Origin of the sequence: Paenibacillus sp. Soil522 (genome assembly GCF_001428245.1) — a bacterium.
Classification (GTDB): domain Bacteria; phylum Bacillota; class Bacilli; order Paenibacillales; family Paenibacillaceae; genus Pristimantibacillus.
On record NZ_LMRV01000031.1, the window covers coordinates 39,155 to 57,796 of the forward strand.

Here is an 18,642-nt window from a genome sequence, read left to right on the forward strand (position 1 = left end):
GAACCACGAGCTGAACGCACTCGTCCCTTTGTGGAGAGATGTGTTTTTTTGCGTTCTACTAATTCGATCGGAGGCTGCATGATGAGTATTGCGATTACATTACCGGATGGGACAGTTAAGGAGTATCAGAAAGGGACGACCGTGAGGCAAATCGCCGAATCCATCAGTGCGGGACTCGGAAAAAAGGCAGTGGCGGGCAAAGTGGACGGCAAGCTTGTCGATTTGAACCACGCTATTCAGGCAAGCTGTCACGTAGAGATCGTAACGCTTGAAGGAGCGGAAGGGCTTCAGCTTTACCACCACAGCACAGCTCACGTCATGGCGCAGGCTATTAAACGCGTCTATGGGGATAAGGCTGTCAAGCTGGGGATCGGCCCGGTCATTGAAGACGGCTTCTATTATGACATCGACATCGAGAAGCCGTTGTCGAGCGAGGATCTTGCCGCTATTGAAGCGGAAATGAACAAGGTCATTCAAGAAAACCTGCCCATTAAGCGCCGCGAAGTGAGCCGCGAGGAGGCAGTGGAGCTTTTCTCACAGCTGGAAGAACCGCTTAAGCTGGAATTGATCCGCGATTTGCAGGAGGACTCCGTCATTACGCTGTACGAGCAAGGCGAGTTTACCGATCTTTGCCGGGGCCCGCATCTGCCGTCTACAGGGCGGATAAAAGCGTTCAAGCTGCAGCACGTCGCCGGCGCCTACTGGCGCGGAAATTCAGACAACAAAATGCTGCAACGGATATATGGAACGTCCTTCCCTAAGAAGGCGCAGCTGGAGGAGCATTTGCATCTGCTCGAGGAAGCGAAGAAGCGCGATCACCGCAAGCTGGGCAAGGAGCTGGAGCTGTTCATGTTCTCCGAGGAGGCGCCCGGCATGCCGTTCTACCTGCCTAACGGAATGACGATCCGTACGGAGCTGGAGAGCTTTGTCCGCGAGCTGCAGCGGCAGCGGGATTACGAGGAAGTACGGACGCCGTTTATGATGAACAACCGGCTGTGGGAGCAATCAGGACACTGGGAGCATTACAAAGAAAACATGTATTTTACTGATGTTGACGATACGACTTATGCGCTTAAGCCGATGAACTGCCCGGGGCATATGCTTATTTTCAAAAACAGCCTGCACTCCTACCGGGAGCTGCCGATTCGGATTTCGGAATTCGGCCAGGTTCACCGGCATGAATATTCAGGGGCGCTCAGCGGCATGATGCGAGTGCGTACGTTCTGTCAGGATGATGCGCATCTATTCGTTCGGCCTGATCAGATTGAAGAGGAAATTAGCCGTACGATTGTTTTGATCGATCATATTTACGGCGTATTCGGCTTCGAATACAAGATCGAGCTGTCGACGAGGCCCGAGGATTCTATGGGCTCTGAGGAGCTGTGGAATCAAGCGGAGCAATCGCTGCGAAGCGTGCTGGACAGCCGCAGCATTCCATATCGCGTGAATGAAGGCGACGGCGCATTTTACGGACCGAAAATCGACTTCCACATTCTTGATGCCCTAAAGCGCAGCTGGCAATGCGGCACGATCCAGCTTGATTTCCAAATGCCGGATAAGTTCGATTTGGCCTACATTGGCGAGGATAGCCAGAAGCATCGGCCCGTCGTCATTCACCGCGCGGTGTACGGCTCGATCGACCGGTTCATCGGTATTTTGACCGAGCATTTCTCAGGCGCGTTTCCGCTATGGCTGGCTCCCGTTCAGGTTAAGCTTCTGCCTGTCTCGGAGAAGTATATCGATTACGCTTTGCAAGTTAAGCAAGTGCTGTCCGATGCGGGCATTCGCACGCAGGTGGATACGCGAAATGAAAAGCTGGGCTATAAGATCCGCGAAGCGGGGCTTGCGAAGGTGCCCTACACGCTCGTGCTGGGTGAGAATGAGAAAAATGCAGGTACTGCAGCGCTAAGGAAAAGGGGCGAGGGAGACCTCGGGTCGCAAACGATTGGCGAAATTTCTCAGCGTATCAAGGATGAGATTCAGGCTAAGTTATAATTGCCGCAGAAAGAAATAGAAGTGAGCTTTGACCATTGATCGAATGGCGGAGCTCACTTTTTTTATTTTGTGAAAGGGATGATAGGGCACGGACGGGTGCAGCTTTGCGAGTCTATCCTGCACTATTGCTCTGTAGAGACTCCAAATCGGAGCTTATCGGATCGAGAAAGGCGTCTCAAGTGCGAGTGTGCAGGATAGCTCAATTCGTTAGCCGGAAAAAAGAAAAGATCGTGCATTTGTGCAATATAGCACAGCGGGAGACGGTACTGCAGGAGAACGCGAATAATAGACAATCATCGAAACACAAAGAGAAGCAGCATCATATGATGAAGGGAATAGACCAATAAACGGATGTGCGCTACAGGAAATAGGATATCGTAGGAGGGACTGCGGATGGCTATGTATCGAAATGTCCACGAGCTGATTGGCAACACGCCTCTTGCCCAGCTTACGGGCTATACGCTGCCAAAAGGCATACGGCTTTATGCAAAGCTTGAGTACAAAAATCCGGGGGGAAGCGTCAAGGACCGGCTTGGCATTGAGCTGCTGAATCATGCATTCGCAAGCGGGCAATTGCAGCCTGGAGGCACCATTATAGAGGCTACGGCCGGCAATACGGGCATAGGGCTCGCTTTGGCGGCAATCGGACGCGGCGTATCAACGATCTTTGTCGTGCCAGACAAGTTCAGTACCGAGAAGCAGCAGCTTATGAAAGCGCTTGGTGCGCAAATCGTGAATACAAAGGCTGAGCTGGGCATAACAGGTGCGGTGCAGAAGGCGGAGGAGCTGGTTAAGGAAATACCGGGGGCCTATTCGCCTAGGCAATTCTCCAATGCGGCTAACCCGGTAACTTATTATAAAACGCTCGGCCCGGAGCTATGGCGTGATTTAAAAGGCGGGATCGACGTTTTTGTCGCCGGGGCCGGCTCGGGCGGCACCTTCATGGGAACGGCCCAATATTTGAAGGAACGCAATCCAAAGGTGAAGACGGTTATTGTCGAGCCGGAAGGCTCGATACTTGGCGGCGGAGTACCGGGTCCGCACCTGACGGAAGGAATCGGCGTCGAGAAGCTGGCCCCGTTCATGGACAGCTCGTATTTCGATGCGATTCATACGATTAAGGATGAGCATGCTTTTGCCAGGGTGAAGGAGCTGGCGCAGCTTGAAGGCATGCTTGTCGGCAGCTCATCGGGCGCCGCGCTGCATGCTGCATTGCTCGAGGCGGAGGCCGCACCGCCAGGCAGCCGTATCGTTACAATTTTCCCGGACGGAAGCGAGAGGTACTTGAGCAAACAGATTTACAACGGGGGTGTTTAAGCTGAGACGGAAAACAAAGCTTATTCATGGAGGAAATCCCTTTGATCCGCATACGGGTGCGGTTAGCGTTCCGATTTATCAGGTCAGCACCTATAAGCAGGACGATATCGGCGTTCATAAAGGCTATGAATATTCGCGCACCGGCAATCCGACGCGTCATGCACTGGAGCAGTATATTGCCGAATTGGAGGAAGGTGCAAGAGGTTTTGCTTTCAGCTCGGGAATGGCGGCTATCCACGCCGTCTTTTCGTTGCTAAACTCGGGGGATCACATTATTTTGACCGATGATGTGTACGGGGGAACGTACCGGATCGTTACGAAGGTGCTGAGCCGGCTCGGCATGGAAGCGACCTTCGTAGATACGACGAAGCTGGAAGAAATCGAAAAAGCGGTTCAGCCCAATACGAGGGCGCTGTTCGTAGAAACGCCGACGAATCCGCTGCTCAAAGTAACGGATATTGCGAAAGTAGCCGGCTGGGCGAAGGCCTGGAAGCTGCTGTTTATCGTCGATAACACGTTTAGCACGCCCTACTGGCAGACGCCGATTGCGCTTGGTGCCGATATTGTGCTGCATTCCGCAACGAAGTATATAGGCGGTCATAGCGATGTAGTCGCCGGATTGGCCGTGGTGAACAGCGATAAGCTGGGCGAGGAGCTTCATTTTGTGCAAAATGCAGTGGGCGGCGTGCTTGGACCTCATGATTCATGGCTGCTTATCCGCGGCTTAAAGACGCTTGGCCTTCGCATGGAAGCCCATGAGGAAAATGCACAGGCAATCGTCTCCTATTTATATTTATCGGGTCTCCCGGGTATTAAGAGCATCCACTACCCTGGATTGCCCTCCCATCCGCAGCATGAGCTGGCTAAACGGCAGGCACGCGGCTTCGGCGGCATTATCTCGTTTGATGTAGGCAGCGCGGAGAGAGCGGCCGAAGTTCTCAAAAAGCTGAAATACTTTACGCTGGCCGAAAGCTTAGGCGCCGTGGAGAGTCTTATTTCCGTACCCGCGAAAATGACGCATGCCTCCATCCCGCGCGAGAGGCGGGAGCAGCTTGGCATTACCGACGGGTTAATCCGCATTTCGGTCGGCATCGAGGATAGCGAGGATCTCGTAGAAGATCTGGAGCAGGCTATTGCCCCTGCTCTTTAAAACAGCTATTTGATGCTGAAAACAGAGCAATTCCTACGAGCATTACGGTTTTTCGTTGCCGTGCGAATGGATAGCAGCATGCCCCACTCCTTTTTATTGAATAAAAGCGAATATTTATAAAATTGGGAAGGATTGTGAACGGTCCAGCTAGAATATTGGTTAATGCAACAATATTGAAGCTAGCCTCCTGGAAAGGTTAATTGATACAACATGATGAATAACAATAGAATTAAAGAAGCGCATAATAAATGCCGGCTGCAGGGGCTTGATCCGGATAAGCTGCCAATCCATACAGAATGGTTTTCTGGTACGGAGCTGGAAGCGCAGCGAAGCCGTTATAAAGAAGCCATCGAGGTTATCGGTTTTTTTGTCGATAAGTTTCTTTCCTCTGTGTCCGGTGATCCTTTCTTCGTTGCGATTTCGGATAACGAGGGCTATATTTTGGAATTCAAAGGCGACGCTTCTATTATTAGCACGGTGCGTCAGCTGGGAATTACAGAAGGAGTACGATTTTCGGAAGAGCTTGGTCCAAATGCGATTGATTTCAGCCTGCGCTACAATCAGCCTAATCAACTCATAGGCGAGGATCATTACCATAAGGTGCTGCATGAACTCGCTTGCTACACAGCTCCGTTCCGCAAGGAGGAAAACGGCGAGCCGCTGGGTACCATTTCGCTAATGACCAGCATCCAATTCGCCCATCCTTATTTGATTGCTCTCTTATGCACGATCGTCGATTCCATTGAGCGCGAGCTTCTATTACGGAGGCATAATACCCAGCTGCAAATACTGAATCAGGTTCTTCTGGAGACCAATTATTATGGTGTCATTATTACAGATGCGCTGGGAGTTATTGTGGAAATAAATGGAAACAGTGCAGCAATACTCGGTAATACCGAGGATGGGAGGCGCGGCTTCTTAGGCAAGAGCGTATTTGAAATGAGTATGATTGGAGCCTATTTTGAACGCGTTATTGTGCATCGGGAGCCGTGTGTAGGCATAGAGGTAGCGATTAAAGTAAGGAATTCGCAAAATTATTATATACTTGATGTGGTGCCAGTGTACGATAATGAGCATCAGCTTACCCGGGTGGTAGGCAGCCTGCGGGACATTACCGAAATGAAGACGACGGAGGAACTGCTGCGGAATACCGAGAAACTAGGATTTGCCGGTCAGATCGCAGTCAGCATTGCGCATGAAATTCGCAACCCGATGACTACGGTCAAGGGCATGCTTCAATTGTGCAGTAAAACGACCAATCCTCTCCACTACAACGTCATGATGTCTGAGCTGGAGCGTATGAATGCGATTGTGGGTGAGTTTTTAATTTTAGGAAGGCCGCAGGCGGTTGAATATAAAGAAGAGCAATGCGCGATCATTTTGCAAGAGGCCATATCCGTGTTTGAAATGCAATTCGAAATGAACGGCATCCGGATTCATAGTGAATTTGGTGATATGAAGATGGTTCGATGCGACCGTGATCAAGTGAAGCAGGTTTTCCTGAACATTTTGAAAAATGCGTTGGAAGCTCTGCCCTTCGGCGGCGAGGTGAACATCCGGCTGGATGCTGTTGATGGCTTCCAGCGGATTCGGTTTACCGATAACGGCGTCGGAATGACGGATGAAGTACTGCAGCGCATCGGGCAGCCCTTTCATACGACAAGACCCGACGGAAATGGCCTCGGCATGATGATCGTGGATAAAATCATTTCTTCGCATGACGGCCGCCTGGCGATATCGAGCGAATTAGGCGTCGGGACGACGGTAGAAGTATCGTTCCCCGGCATATAAAGGCATAATGACGACGGCCAAATGCGGCACTAAGCCGATGAGCAGCAGCCGTTAACTATATTAAATGAAAGCGCGTCTCGAATTCTGAGATGCGCTTTCTGCTGTTTTCTAACCTATTTGACGGCTAGCTGCGTGTCGACCTTTGCGATAATGCTCATCGTTTGCTGCTCGTACGCGTATATGTTTTGCTTAAGGTCGTTAATCTGCTTCATATAGGCGAGCATCCTCGTAAAGGAGCTTAAAGTCGCTGTCGAATCCCTCTTTCTCACCACTTGGTTTAAGATAGAGGCTTCGGTCGTAAACTGTTGTTTTGTACGGCTGATGGAGCTCTTGGAAGCTTTGATTTTCACTTTAACCGGGTCGATATCACTCAGAAGATCCCGCAGCTTTTTTATGGTCTTAGTGGTGCTTGCTTTTGCGGTCTTAAGCACCGCTTCCTTGCTGCGTATATCCAGCTTGGCAAGCTGAACGGCGGCCTTTGCCATTTCAACCTGCGGCTTAAGCAAACCGGTCAGTGTCTTGTCCTTGAACGACTTCGCGATGCTCAGCTGCTGGTTCAATGAATCATAGAGATTGAATAAGGGCTCATACTTCTGCTTGGCCTGTATCACGGCAGCCTCAAGCCTCCGCAGCTTCTCCGCGTCTACTTCTTTTATTCGCTTGCGCGTTGCGAGGATAGCCTCCTCATTCCGGTAATGAAGATTGTCTATTCTCGTATCCCAGTCGGCCGACTGCTTCTGTATGGTTTGCAATTCAGCATATTGCGATGCTAGTTTGGCAGCTGTCGCTTTATCCGCAGCTCCTTTCATTTTGTCAAAAGCGGCTTTGGCCGTAGCGCTGAACTCGAACGAAACGGCGGCAAGGACGGTTGGACTAACAAGCGCGAGTAAGAGGACGAGCCCTAGTGCGGTTAACCTTGAAATAAAACGCATGATTTATGAAGCCTCCTTTGGCATGGTCAGACAACGCAAAAAAAGCACCTGCAAGATAGGCGTCATACGCCATCTCTTACGGGTGCTTCCATCGTAAGCCGTGCTTATTTAACTGATTTCTACCAATATACAGGATGCTTCGGGCCACAGTCAAGCCGCCCGGCGAGCTACAAGGATATTGACTTGGCATACTCTTCCGGCGTTTTGCCGATAATGGATTTGAAGTCTTTTATGAAATGCGATTGATCATAATAGCCGAGATCGGCAGACAGCTTAAGCAGGTCATGATGGCTGCCGGAATCCATGGCCTCAGCCGCATTTTGCAGCCGGTAAAGCTTGATGACCCACTTAGGGCTAATTCCGACGTACTGGTTAAATAAGCGCTGGAGCTTTCTTTTGTTTATATCGAATAAGCCGCATAGCTGTTCCACCCTGGTCAGATCGGGATCCTCGAGAATACGTGCGATCATTTGATTAATGACCTTAATTGCTCCATCCTGCCCTGGAAGACGCTGCAAAAATAATGATTCCGTTAGCGCGATCATGCCGGCCGGATCAGTCTCGGACTTAAGCTGCTGCTCGTAGTCTATTGCATTTATGCCGAAAACAGATTCAATAGACAGGGCTTGATCCTTAAGCATGGAAAGCGGCGATTTGATAAAGGGATAAAACCCACCGGGCTGAAATTTTACGCCGAACACTTGCCCTTTGCCTTCTATTTTCTTCGTATACATGCGGCTGGCGACGCCGTAAATGCCGCTTCTATGGTCTTCCATAACCATATTGACACAAGGATTCGGAACGACGTCCTGCAAATAAGGGGCTTGGCCTTCCAAATTCCAGCTTACGATCCAGTAGTGCTTCACGAAATGCTGGAGCGGCCCGGAAGGCGCATAGCGAGTAAGCTGAAATTTTTTTTCGCCCTCGCTTAGCTGTAAAATGCCCATGCTGCGCTTTTGGTCCGTTACTTTCATATATAAATCTCTCCTATCGGCCGATTTGTCGCGTTTTTACAATACCAGCCATTCAAATAGCGTTATACTGCAGATAGAAACAAATGGAAGCTTACTTAAAAATAGAAGATAGAAGGAGTGTATCACATGGAGTTTAAATATGAGTTTTATATCGGTGCAGCGCCCGAGCAGGTGTGGGATGCGTTTGTATCGCCGGAAGGGACGCGTCAAACGTTTTTTGGCTGCGTCATTCATTCTACGTTCGAAGCAGGAGCGTCCTTCCAATATGTTGGCCCCGGTACGGAAGGCGATGAGACCGTACATGTTTACGGTACTATTTTAGCATATGAGCCGAATAAAATGTTTAGCGTTTTGGAGCATCCGGGCCCTTCGTATAGACCGAATCATGCGGAGCTGGAGTCCACGATCACCTTTATGTTAGAGGCAGTCGGGGCGACAACCAAGCTTACTCTGATCAATAACAAGTTTACTGAAAACCATCCTTCGCTGGAAACGGTCGACAGCCAGTGGTGGATGATCCTTAGCAATCTGAAGACCTATGTCGAGACAGGCAAAGGCTTAGACTTTGGCTGGTAAGCATTAGGGGGAAATAGATAGCATCGGCAGCCGCTGATGCTATTTTTCTTTATAATCTGCAGGTAGTGATTCCTTTTCTGAGCATGATTCTTTATACTGTATAAAAAGGACAGGCGGTATGTCTGCAACTACGGATAGGGGAGAAGACAGAATGGGCTATAAAATCGTTTTTTTTGATATCGACGGCACGTTAATCAATGAGCAGAAGGAAATACCGGCGGATACGATTAAAGCCATTGCCGAGCTGAAGGAAAGCGGCATTGAGCCGGTTATCGCAACGGGCAGAGCGCCTTATTTTATTAAGAAGCTCGCTGAGCAGCTTGGAATCGAATCATTCGTATGCTTGAATGGCGGCTATGTCGTATACAAGGGAACTCCGCTTTATAAACGCGAGATTGAGAAAAGCCGGCTGGAGGCGCTCGTCAAGGCGGCCGCAGAACACAATCACGGTCTCGTATTTGAAGGAGAGCACAGCTTCTTCGCCGATAAAGAGGATCATCCTTTTATAATAGAATCGGTTAATTCGTTAAAGGTTGATTTGCCGGGCTACAATCCGGAGTTTTGGAAGACAGATGAGATCTATCAAGTATTTCTTCATTGCGAGAGTCACGAGGAGCACTTGTATGAGGGTCTGCATTCCGAGTTGAAGCTCATTCGCTGGCATCCGCAGGCTATTGATGTTCTTCCAGCCGGCGGCTCGAAGGCGCAGGGAATCGAAGCGTTGCTGGAAAAACTGGGCCTTACGGCTGCCGATGCCGTTGCATTCGGTGATGGTCTGAACGACAAAGAGATGCTGGAGACAGTCGGCTTCGGAGTGGCCATGGGCAACTCGCATCCCGAGCTGCTGCCATTCGCCAATTATGTGACAACGCATGTCGACGAGCAGGGCATCCGGAACGGTTTAGTAAAAGCAGGTTTATTATTGCAAACTGTATAAAAAGGAGAAAGCCCCGCCGAAACATTCTTGTTTCGGCGGGGCTTTCTCTGTTGTTACGCACGGCGTGTTTAATTCGCCTGTCCGGTTGTGGCAGGTTCCGAAAAACGTTTACGATATCCCTCCAGCAGGAAACTTCCTCACCCGTATAAATACCACACTCGTACCGAGGCGGCAATGGTCAGCTGCCCGGGTTCGATCGGTGTGGCAGCGCTTTGCATTTGCAGGGCGGCTGCGAAGGGAATCGGTTCCGCCGCACGAGGAAGCTCCTGAACCTGGCTCGGAACCGCGGCAAGATTGACTCTGAGTGCAGCTGCGATCGTTTCGGCCTTTTGCCGGGCGTTGCGAATGGCTAGCGACAACGCCTCGCTCTCGTAAGGTGCCGGATCTGCCAATGTAAACTGGACGCTTGTAACGGTATTAGCGCCGCTTGATACGGCTGTATCAATAACGATGCCGGTTTCCTCGACTTTCTCGATTGTGATTTGCAGTAGATGGGTCACTTTGTAGCCTCGAAAGATCTGCTCCCCGTCCTTGTAATCGTATTGGATCTCAATCCGAAAATCATTCGTTTGTACATTCTCCTTCGGAATATTCAGCTCTAAAAGTGATTTAATAATATGGGTAATGAGTTGCGCATTTTCGTTTTGGACGGTTTGCAGGACAGGTCCTTCCGTTATGGCACCCAGCACGACCACTGCTTGGTCAGGAGCTGCTTCAACCTTTCCATCACCCTGGACTTCGATGGTAAAGGGGCATTTTGAATGAATAGAAGCGGGCGCGTTGTCGTAGGAATAACTATACATCAGTAAACTCCTTTCTCATAAAGGATTATAAATCTAATGTATATGAGCCGTATGAGCCCGATAATTCGTATTTGGGACGGCAGCTGCTTAATTTTAAAGTAGAAGAGGCTATATACGGTTATATCGGATCACTGCTCACAAAAAAATTTTTTGCACGTACAATAACCTAATCGAAAAATGACCAGATGGAGGAAAACGACGGTGATACTAGTTGCGGGTAGTAATACGTTTGCGCTTAATCCGATCACGCTGACAGAGCTGGAGAGAAGGATGCTGCTAGACAAGCAGAATAGCCGGGTCGTCTATCGCTATCCCTCTGAAGATGCGTTTAAGTTTGAGCTGAAAATGCGAACGAATATCGTGGAGGCTGCCAAGGCGCTGTATGCGGGCGGGGCAAACTTCGCAACCTTTGCAAGATCAAGGTGTAACGAGCGATACTGGACGAGAACGGAAAACGGCGGCTTCATGCTCAATCGAGGCGTGTGGCCCTCAGACGGAATATACGATATTTTCGTAAATGGTCGTCTATACGGCTTTGAATGCGCGGGTGCAATCATTATTATTTTGTACAAGGCGGTACTCGATACGGTTGGCGGAGCGGTGTTTAATGCTTATTTCCAAAACCTGTTTCTGCGGGACTGGCAGTTTGACCGCGATTTGCGCTTAATTACGACCTATAATAATTATAATGCGTATCCCGGCGATGTGCTTTATTTTAAAAATCCGGATTATGATCCGAGAACGCCGGAGTGGCAGGGCGAGAACGTCGTCATGATGGACGACAATTTGTATTTTGGGCACGGCATCGGTATTAAATCGGGTCAGGAAATTGTTGCCGGGCTGAACCGGATGAGAAGGAGAGGAAGCATCATATCAGCATACATGCAGGATTCGGTCGTTTCCCCTGATTTCGAATATTTGCGCAGCCTTACGATGAGAGACGACGCTCAGCCGGTCGTTAAAAGCGTGGAGAGGCAATATGGAATAGTCGCAAAAATAGGAGCAGGTACCTTTATCTATAAAGAAGTATTATGAAAAAATTCGTATAAGCTTAGAAGCACCCGTAACGCTAGCGTAATGGCTTGCGCTTACCGGTGTTTCTTTGTATCGATATCGGGATATTTTACGAGATTAGTGCTTCCACCGGGCGGTTATATCGAGCATCCAAAGAGCATATCGCAATCTTCAGCCATAACTGTTACTGTAGAAGATGAAGACACGCTTTGCGACGCAGCGGCCTGCTGCGGAAAGCGCAATATAAACCTGATAGGTGAGCATTTAGCGGATAGAATCCATCATTAAGGTTATTAACTGTAAAGGCAGTAAATGAATTTAAAAATCAGCTTTATTCTGAGCCTATAAATGGGGGGGAATCTTATGTCATCATTTAAAGCGCTTGTGATAAATAAAATCGACAACGAAATAATAGCAGAAACGAAGCGCATAGAGATAAAAGATCTGCCGGAGGGCGAGCTGCTCATTCAGGTTGCGTACTCCAGTGTAAATTACAAGGACGCGTTAGCTTGTACGGCAAACGGCGGCATCGTAAAGAGCTATCCGTTTATACCGGGTATCGATTTGGCAGGTACGGTCGTTTCCAGCCAAAATGAGCGGTTCCGGGCAGGGGATCAGGTGGTGGCGACCGGCTACGGGCTGGGGGTAAGCCACTACGGCGGATATAGCGAATATGCCCGGGTGCCTGCGGATTGGGTGCTCAAGCTGCCGCAGGGCTTATCGATGAAAGAAGCGATGATACTTGGAACGGCGGGCTTTACGGCTGCTCTTTCCGTGTACGAGCTTCAGCAAAACGGAGTTCGTCCGGAGGACGGCCCTATTCTGGTCACGGGAGCTACGGGAGGCGTAGGCAGTGTGGCTAGCGATTGCGGCAAAGCTCGGCTACGAGGTGGCGGCGAGTACCGGCAAGCCGGACAAGCATCAATATTTGCTCGGGCTGGGCGTGAAGCGAATCCTCGCAAGGGAGGAGCTCGCAGCCGATTCGAAGCGGACGCTGGATAAGCAGCTGTGGGCGGGTGCGATCGATTGTGTCGGCGGCGAAACGCTGTCATCGATCCTGCCGAAAATCCAATATGGCGGCGTCGTGGCCGCGTGCGGATTAACGGGCGGCACGGAGCTTTCGATGACCGTATTCCCTTTTATTATTAGAGGGGTTCGGCTGATCGGCATCGATTCAGTCATGGCCTTGATGGAGAAGCGGAGCAAGGTATGGGAGCTGTTAGCCGATGTATATAAGCCTCCTCTATTGAACGAGCTGTGCGAGGAAATCGGACTGGAACAGGTGATAGAGAAGACAGCTGTTTTGTTAAAAGGGCAATCCAAGGGTCGAACGATTGTTAAGCTCTAGAAGAAAGGGTTAGACAAATATGGATTTTCAGCAGCTTATTATGCTTATTCCTTGGCTGGATCAGGTTCATCTTTATCAAACGTCACATCAGCTTAAGCTTGAAGAAGGCCAGCATGCTCTCCTTATAATACGGCGCGGCCACGTTACGGTCACGACAGAGGGAAAGGACGCTGCCATCTGCACGCAGGGCTATGCTTGTCATCCGCAGAGGAGCATGTACAGCATTGAAGTGCCGAAGACGAGGGAGGCGGAGTATGGTCTGATCACCTACCGTATGATCCCGGAAGGCCAAGAATGGAATTTGGACGGGCCGCTCAGCACATTCAGCGAGATCAAAATCCATTATATGCTTGATGAGATACTGCGGATAATGGAGCCGGATTTATCTGCTGAGGAAGAGGTGGACGTCGCTCAGCGTTTCCGGCTGCGGCTCATGCTGGAGCGGGTTTTGTACATCTATTTGTATGAGTCCGGTATGAAGAAGGAGGAGAAGTCAGCCGAGCAAGCGATAGAAGATACAATTTCCTATATGAATGAGCATTATATGCTGATGCTCACGCTGCCGATGCTCGCGATGCGCGCGGGAATGAGCGAGGGGCATTTTACCGTATTGTTCAAAAAATATACAGGCGCGACGATGACCACCTATATGCGCAAGCTTCGAATTGAGAAGGCCAAGCAGCTTTTCCAGCAAACCGATTTGACAGCCAAGGAAATTGCGCAAAAAGCAGGCTTCAGCGATTATTTTTATTTTAGCAGGATGTTTAAGAAAGAAGTGGGCTGTTCGCCGATTGCCTACAAAAAAAGCGTTGCTGAAATCTAAAAATAAGACATGTACAATCTTAAGATAAGATATGGTCGGATGACAAGTATACCTTTAGAATGTGAATGAGAATAATAATCATATTCATTTATAGGGGGAACAAGTATTATGTTTCAAGGTATTAAGCGCGTACTGAGCTTCACCGTTTTAAGCATCGTTATATTAAGCCTAATCGCTTGCGGCAACGCAGCTAACAATGATTCAAAGCAAGCGGCAGAAGCGGGTCAAGCTTCGGAGACGCCGGCCAACGCGCCATCCGCTTCCAAAACGGTTATCGAGCATGCACTTGGCAAAATCGAGCTGGAGAAAGCGCCGGAGCGGATTATCGTATTAGAGTTTAGCTACACGGACGCACTTATGACGTTAGGCGTTCAGCCGATTGGCGTGGCTGACGATGACGATCCTGCATTGTTTATGGATGTGGTGAAGGAGCAATTGAAGGACTACACCTCCATTGGCTCGCGTTACGAGCCTAACATTGAGCTTATTAGCTCGCTTAAGCCAGACCTGATTATTGCGGACTTGAATCATCACAAAACGGTATACGAGCAGCTGAATGCGATTGCGCCGACGCTTGTGCTGGATGACCATCAAGCGGATTATAATCAAATGCTTGAGAACTATAAAATCATTGCTAAGGCGCTCGGCAAAGAAGCGGATGGCCAGAAACGGCTCGAGGAGCATGCGGCGAAAATGGATGAAGCCAAGGCGAAAATCAAAGACGCCAGCTTAAGTGTGCTGCCGGCCGTCGTAAATCCTAAAGGCTTTTATGCGCATTCCGATCATTCGTATACCGGTTCATTTTTGGCAAGCCTAGGCTTTACGGATCCGGTTAAGAGCGAGGATTCCTATCCGCAGCTAAGTCTTGAGTAGCTGGTCGAGACGAATCCGCAAGCGATCTTCCTGCTGCCTGCAACGGAAGAGACGATCATCAGCCAGTGGGAAGCGAATCCGCTTTGGAAAGAGCTTGATGCGGTGAAGTCAGAGCATGTCTTTAACGTGGAAAGACGGAATTGGGCTTTATCTCGCGGCTTGCTCGGTTCGGAAAGAATGGCCGAGGACATCGTCTCGTACTTAGGAGAGTAACAGCATGGTTAAGCTAACAGAGCTTCAGAAGCAGAACCGCAAGCCGGTTCTGCTCTTCCTGTTTTTCGCGTCGGTTATGGTTTTAGCGATCGGTTTTCTCAGCAGCTTGAAATGGGGACAAGCGCATACCACGTGGCCTGCTCTATGGGAGGCGTTAACATGGCAGGGCAAGGACAAAGCTCATTTGTATATTCAAACGCTCCGTTTACCACGAACGCTTACGGCTCTTCTCGTAGGCGTTCAATTGGCGTTAGCGGGCTTGCTGACTCAGCTGATTACTAGAAATCCGTTAGCTTCACCACATTTATTAGGGATTCATGCGGGGGCTTCTCTGGCGGTAGTCGTCGCTTTAATTACGTTCTCGGCCATCTCGTTAACCCATACGGTATTATTCGGCTTTGCAGGTGCAGCATTGGGCGTCTTCTTAGTGTGGCTATTAGCGGGATCACAGCAGAAGCAGCATGTTCAGCTCACGTTGGCGGGTATTGCCGTCTCGCTGCTGCTGTCCTCGTTGACGGAGGGGCTTACGATTTTGAATCAGCATTCTACCGAAAGCATGCTGTTCTGGCTCGTTGGCTCGGTCGATCATGCCTCATGGGCGGAAGTGCGGACGATTACGCCATTTGCCTTGATAGGCTTTGCCGTGTTCATGCTTATGATTCCATCGATTAAGCTGCTGGCGATGGACGATGCCGTAGCGATTGGCTTAGGCGGACGCGTTGCCGTTATCAAAGCGATATGCATGCTGCTTGTCATTGTTCTCGCTGGATCGGCAGTTGCCATCTGCGGGCCTATAGGCTTCGTCGGGCTGATCGTTCCGCATATTGCACGCGCGCTCGTCGGCGGGCGACTGGTGCTCCTAGTGCCCTTAACGGCACTGCTTGGCGGAAGCTTGCTGCTATATGCTGATTTCATTAGCCGCTTTATCGCCTTCCCCTATGAGTCGCCAGTAGGCATTGTGACAGCTGCTATCGGCGGTCCCTTCTTCATTTACTTAGCCCGGAAAAAAGGAGGTGCAAGGTAATGCTGCTGCGTAAGAGCAGACCTCTTCTTATTGCATTTGCACTGCTTTTTATTTTATCTGTGCTCTCGGTTCGGGCAGGCGCCGTCTCGGTTCCCTTTCATGAGCTATGGGCTAGCTTAGTGACGAAGGACAGCGCCTTCTCGTTTATTGTACGGGAGTATCGGCTGCCGCGAATCGCCGTCGGCATTTTGGCCGGCTTTGGCCTGGCGGTGGCGGGCGTTATCTTGCAAAGCATCATTCGCAATCCGCTCGCAAGTCCAGACGTAATTGGGATCACGAAAGGTGCGGGCTTCGCGGCAACCTTGGTCATCTTTGTATTTCCGGGAGCGCCGGGCTATGCGCTTCCCGCAGCAGCTTTTGCCGGTGCGCTGCTCTCCTTCTTCCTGCTGCTCTTATTGAGCAGACGAATGACGCTGACGCCAGCCTCCTTCGCTTTGGTCGGCATTGCGGTCGGGGCGATCTTTCAGGCCGGCATTCAATATTTGCTTGTAAAAAACCCGTCGGACATTAACATGGCGCTGCTGTGGATGTCGGGAAGCTTGTGGGGACGCGGCTGGGACGAGGCGCTGATGCTTTTGCCGTGGATCATCGTATTGCTCCCTATCGCATGGTGGAATTTCGCTAAGCTGAACGTTTTTCAGCTTGGGGATGAATGGAGCGTGGCGCTTGGACTGAACATTGTGCGGGAGCGGCTATGGCTGCTGCTGCTGGCTGTTGCGCTTACGGCGATTTCTGTAGCGGCTGTCGGAGCAATCGGCTTCGTTGGCTTGATCGCTCCGCATACCGCGAGACTATTGGTTGGCGGCAGGCACCAATGGCTTATTCCGCTAGCGGCGTTCATTGGTGCCGATATTATGCTCCTTGGCGACTGCTTAGGCCGCGTGCTTATCATTCCGCGGGAGGTATCAGTTGGTATTATGACTGCCATTATCGGCGCTCCCTATTTTGTTTACTTATTGCGCCGTGCCCGCGTACGCAATGGATAAAGCGGCGGCCGCAGCAGGAGGCAAGGCAGTTAGCCCCGATTCAATCTCCGTGCGCGGAACTGCTTGTATTGAAAATAGATGGTGCAGCCGATGCAATAGCCGAGTATGGCGCCTAGAGCGGCGGCTCCCATCATGCCGGCGAAGATATACCCGGCAACAGACCAGCCGAGCGCAAAGCTAAGCAATGAACAGGTGAGAAAGCCTACGCCGAGTGAGTTGTTGAAGCGCTGCAGCTCGGCTGTTTCGGTTCTGGCTGAAGCTGCTTGGCGGGCGAGAAATGGACGGGCCGCCATAATAAACAAATTTGCCTTCAGACCGAAGATAAGCCCAGCGGCCTGAATGATCCACAGCGCAGCGATGAGCCAAGGCAATTGAAAGGTAATCGCGATGAGGAGCACGGTGACGATGCCGACCTGATTACTGCGGACGTATGGAATCGGAATCTCCTTCATTTTAAAAACCTACTTTCCTTATTGGATTTATTAAATTTAATAGTAGTGAATCGCAGGTGATTTGGCAATATATTTTATGCATTTCAAAACCCCACAATCCATTAGGTTGTGGATTTTTGCGTTTCTGCTACTTCAGCTTCGTGCAGCGCCTGCGTTAGAAACGCCGTTTGCACAGACAAATAAGGAAAAATAAAAAACTTGAGAACGTTTTCGTATCTGTGTTACAATTTGATTACAGAAATTTAGTTAATAAATTAACTAAATATTGAGGTGGTTATCTATGACAACTATTAAAGATATAGCCGATCGTGCTAAGGTATCAACGGCGACGGTTTCCCGCGTCATTAATAATGATCCCACTCTGGCTGTGAGCAATGAAACTCGCAATCGAATATTTACGATCGCTAGAGAAATGCAGTATAAGCCATCCCGATTGAGACGCATGAAAATCGAAAGCGAGATGCTTAGCAAGAAAGTCGGATTTCTGACGATATCCTCAGAAGAAGATGAAAAAGGCGATCCGACGTTGGCGTTGATTAGAACTTGGGTGGAATCTCATTGCGAGCAGCTTGGCATTAAAGTGGGCAAGGTAATCCGCAATAATTCCGTCGATCAAAATGCGTTGAGAAATTTGGATGGTCTTATTGTTCTTGGAACAATTTCGATAGAAGACATCGAAGCCAGCGTATCTGAGCATACCAAAATCGTGTTTGTCAACAACACGATAGAGAATAAAAAATATGATCTGGTAAGCATTGGTTTCAAACAAACCGTAGAGACGGTATTGGATCACCTTACTTCATCCGCTCACACTTCCATTGGATTTATTGGAGGAACACATCACTTAGACAGACTTAACCGCTCTGAACCAGCGAAAATGATTAATGATCCGCTAACTGTTTATTTCAATGAAATGATGACGGAGCTGAAGCTGTTAAGGCCTGAATTTGTCAAGAGAGCCTATTGGAATCCTGCGACAGGCTATGAAGCAATGAAAGAGATTTTAGCTGGCCCGATTCGGCCTACCGCATGTTTTATAGCGAGTGATCCAATGGCTATCGGCGCTTTAAAAGCACTTCAAGAGGAAGGCGTTCATGTGCCGGAAGATATGGCTCTCGTTGGTTTTGATGACATTGAAATAACCGCTTTTATGAATCCTCCATTATCAACGGTGAATATTTTCCCGGAGCAAATCGGAAAAACAGCCGCTCAGCTTCTGTTTGAAAGATTGAACGGCCGGGAAGCAAGAATTCATTCGATTGTTGGAACTCAATTAGTCGTTAGAGAAAGCAGCAGCGTGAACAAGAAGATTTAACAGATTTAACACTTGTTTATTCTGTTAAGGAGGTGGTTTGTGGAGAAATGTGAAAGAGGAAAAAACCTAGCCACGGCAATGACTAGGCGCTTTAGGTAAAAAAGCCAGCTTTATTGTAT

The 18,642-nt window shown here is 49.6% G+C and carries 16 protein-coding genes and 1 pseudogene; 13 read left to right on the forward strand and 4 right to left on the reverse strand.

What is annotated here, in order from left to right; translation table 11 throughout:
* Positions 1-81 precede the first annotated feature (81 nt).
* From thrS to ASG81_RS07820, 4 genes are all read left to right on the forward strand, one after another.
* Complete coding sequence (gene thrS / locus ASG81_RS07805) at positions 82-1,995, forward strand: threonine--tRNA ligase (protein WP_056631481.1); 1,914 nt, start codon at positions 82-84, stop codon at positions 1,993-1,995.
* A gap of 393 nt (positions 1,996-2,388) precedes the next feature.
* A complete protein-coding gene (locus tag ASG81_RS07810; RefSeq protein WP_056631484.1) occupies positions 2,389-3,312 on the forward strand; it encodes a PLP-dependent cysteine synthase family protein in 924 nt (307 codons plus the stop codon).
* Between the two features lies 1 nt (position 3,313).
* Complete coding sequence (locus ASG81_RS07815) at positions 3,314-4,462, forward strand: bifunctional cystathionine gamma-lyase/homocysteine desulfhydrase (protein WP_056631887.1); 1,149 nt, start codon at positions 3,314-3,316, stop codon at positions 4,460-4,462.
* Positions 4,463-4,672: 210 nt separating this feature from the next.
* Positions 4,673-6,253 carry an ATP-binding protein gene (locus tag ASG81_RS07820; protein WP_056631488.1) on the forward strand — a complete coding sequence of 527 codons (1,581 nt, stop codon included), beginning with the start codon at positions 4,673-4,675 and terminating at the stop codon, positions 6,251-6,253.
* A 113-nt stretch (positions 6,254-6,366) separates the two neighbouring features.
* Here the strand turns inward: ASG81_RS07820 and ASG81_RS07825 are convergent, their stop codons facing one another.
* Positions 6,367-7,185 (reverse strand): hypothetical protein, encoded by an 819-nt coding sequence (locus tag ASG81_RS07825; RefSeq protein WP_056631491.1) that lies wholly within the window; start codon positions 7,183-7,185, stop codon positions 6,367-6,369.
* A 167-nt stretch (positions 7,186-7,352) separates the two neighbouring features.
* Positions 7,353-8,159 (reverse strand): helix-turn-helix domain-containing protein, encoded by an 807-nt coding sequence (locus ASG81_RS07830; protein ID WP_056631494.1) that lies wholly within the window; start codon positions 8,157-8,159, stop codon positions 7,353-7,355.
* 126 nt (positions 8,160-8,285) lie between these two features.
* Between ASG81_RS07830 and ASG81_RS07835 the strand changes: the two genes are divergently transcribed.
* Together ASG81_RS07835 and ASG81_RS07840 are read left to right on the forward strand one after the other, a co-directional pair.
* Positions 8,286-8,735 carry an SRPBCC family protein gene (locus tag ASG81_RS07835; RefSeq protein WP_056631499.1) on the forward strand — a complete coding sequence of 150 codons (450 nt, stop codon included), beginning with the start codon at positions 8,286-8,288 and terminating at the stop codon, positions 8,733-8,735.
* A gap of 151 nt (positions 8,736-8,886) precedes the next feature.
* Positions 8,887-9,672 carry a Cof-type HAD-IIB family hydrolase gene (locus tag ASG81_RS07840; RefSeq protein WP_056631500.1) on the forward strand — a complete coding sequence of 262 codons (786 nt, stop codon included), beginning with the start codon at positions 8,887-8,889 and terminating at the stop codon, positions 9,670-9,672.
* 137 nt (positions 9,673-9,809) lie between these two features.
* Here ASG81_RS07840 and ASG81_RS07845 read toward each other — a convergent pair whose 3' ends face one another.
* Entirely contained in the window at positions 9,810-10,475 is a 666-nt protein-coding gene (locus tag ASG81_RS07845; RefSeq protein ID WP_056631506.1) for an SIMPL domain-containing protein, read from the reverse strand.
* A 201-nt stretch (positions 10,476-10,676) separates the two neighbouring features.
* On the opposite strand from ASG81_RS07845, the gene ASG81_RS07850 reads away from it, so the two are divergent.
* The 6 genes and pseudogenes from ASG81_RS07850 to ASG81_RS07875 all read left to right on the forward strand — a co-directional run bounded on the left by ASG81_RS07850 (position 10,677) and on the right by ASG81_RS07875 (position 16,756).
* Complete coding sequence (locus ASG81_RS07850) at positions 10,677-11,510, forward strand: protein-glutamine gamma-glutamyltransferase (RefSeq protein ID WP_056631509.1); 834 nt, start codon at positions 10,677-10,679, stop codon at positions 11,508-11,510.
* Between the two features lie 342 nt (positions 11,511-11,852).
* Positions 11,853-12,837, forward strand: a pseudogene (locus ASG81_RS07855) (oxidoreductase).
* A 19-nt stretch (positions 12,838-12,856) separates the two neighbouring features.
* A complete protein-coding gene (locus ASG81_RS07860) occupies positions 12,857-13,660 on the forward strand; it encodes an AraC family transcriptional regulator (protein ID WP_056631515.1) in 804 nt (267 codons plus the stop codon).
* A gap of 108 nt (positions 13,661-13,768) precedes the next feature.
* Positions 13,769-14,533 (forward strand): ABC transporter substrate-binding protein, encoded by a 765-nt coding sequence (locus ASG81_RS07865; RefSeq protein ID WP_327205151.1) that lies wholly within the window; start codon positions 13,769-13,771, stop codon positions 14,531-14,533.
* Between the two features lie 217 nt (positions 14,534-14,750).
* Complete coding sequence (locus ASG81_RS07870) at positions 14,751-15,770, forward strand: FecCD family ABC transporter permease (RefSeq protein ID WP_056631518.1); 1,020 nt, start codon at positions 14,751-14,753, stop codon at positions 15,768-15,770.
* A gap of 5 nt (positions 15,771-15,775) precedes the next feature.
* Positions 15,776-16,756 carry a FecCD family ABC transporter permease gene (locus ASG81_RS07875; RefSeq protein ID WP_442952834.1) on the forward strand — a complete coding sequence of 327 codons (981 nt, stop codon included), beginning with the start codon at positions 15,776-15,778 and terminating at the stop codon, positions 16,754-16,756.
* Positions 16,757-16,785: 29 nt separating this feature from the next.
* Here ASG81_RS07875 and ASG81_RS07880 read toward each other — a convergent pair whose 3' ends face one another.
* The gene (locus ASG81_RS07880) at positions 16,786-17,208 is read right to left on the reverse strand and encodes a DUF4395 domain-containing protein (RefSeq protein WP_056631525.1); all 423 of its coding nucleotides are present in this window, start codon (positions 17,206-17,208) and stop codon (positions 16,786-16,788) included.
* Positions 17,209-17,488: 280 nt separating this feature from the next.
* On the opposite strand from ASG81_RS07880, the gene ASG81_RS07885 reads away from it, so the two are divergent.
* Positions 17,489-18,523, forward strand: coding sequence for a LacI family DNA-binding transcriptional regulator (locus ASG81_RS07885; RefSeq protein WP_056631530.1), 1,035 nt, complete (start codon positions 17,489-17,491; stop codon positions 18,521-18,523).
* Positions 18,524-18,642 lie beyond the last annotated feature (119 nt).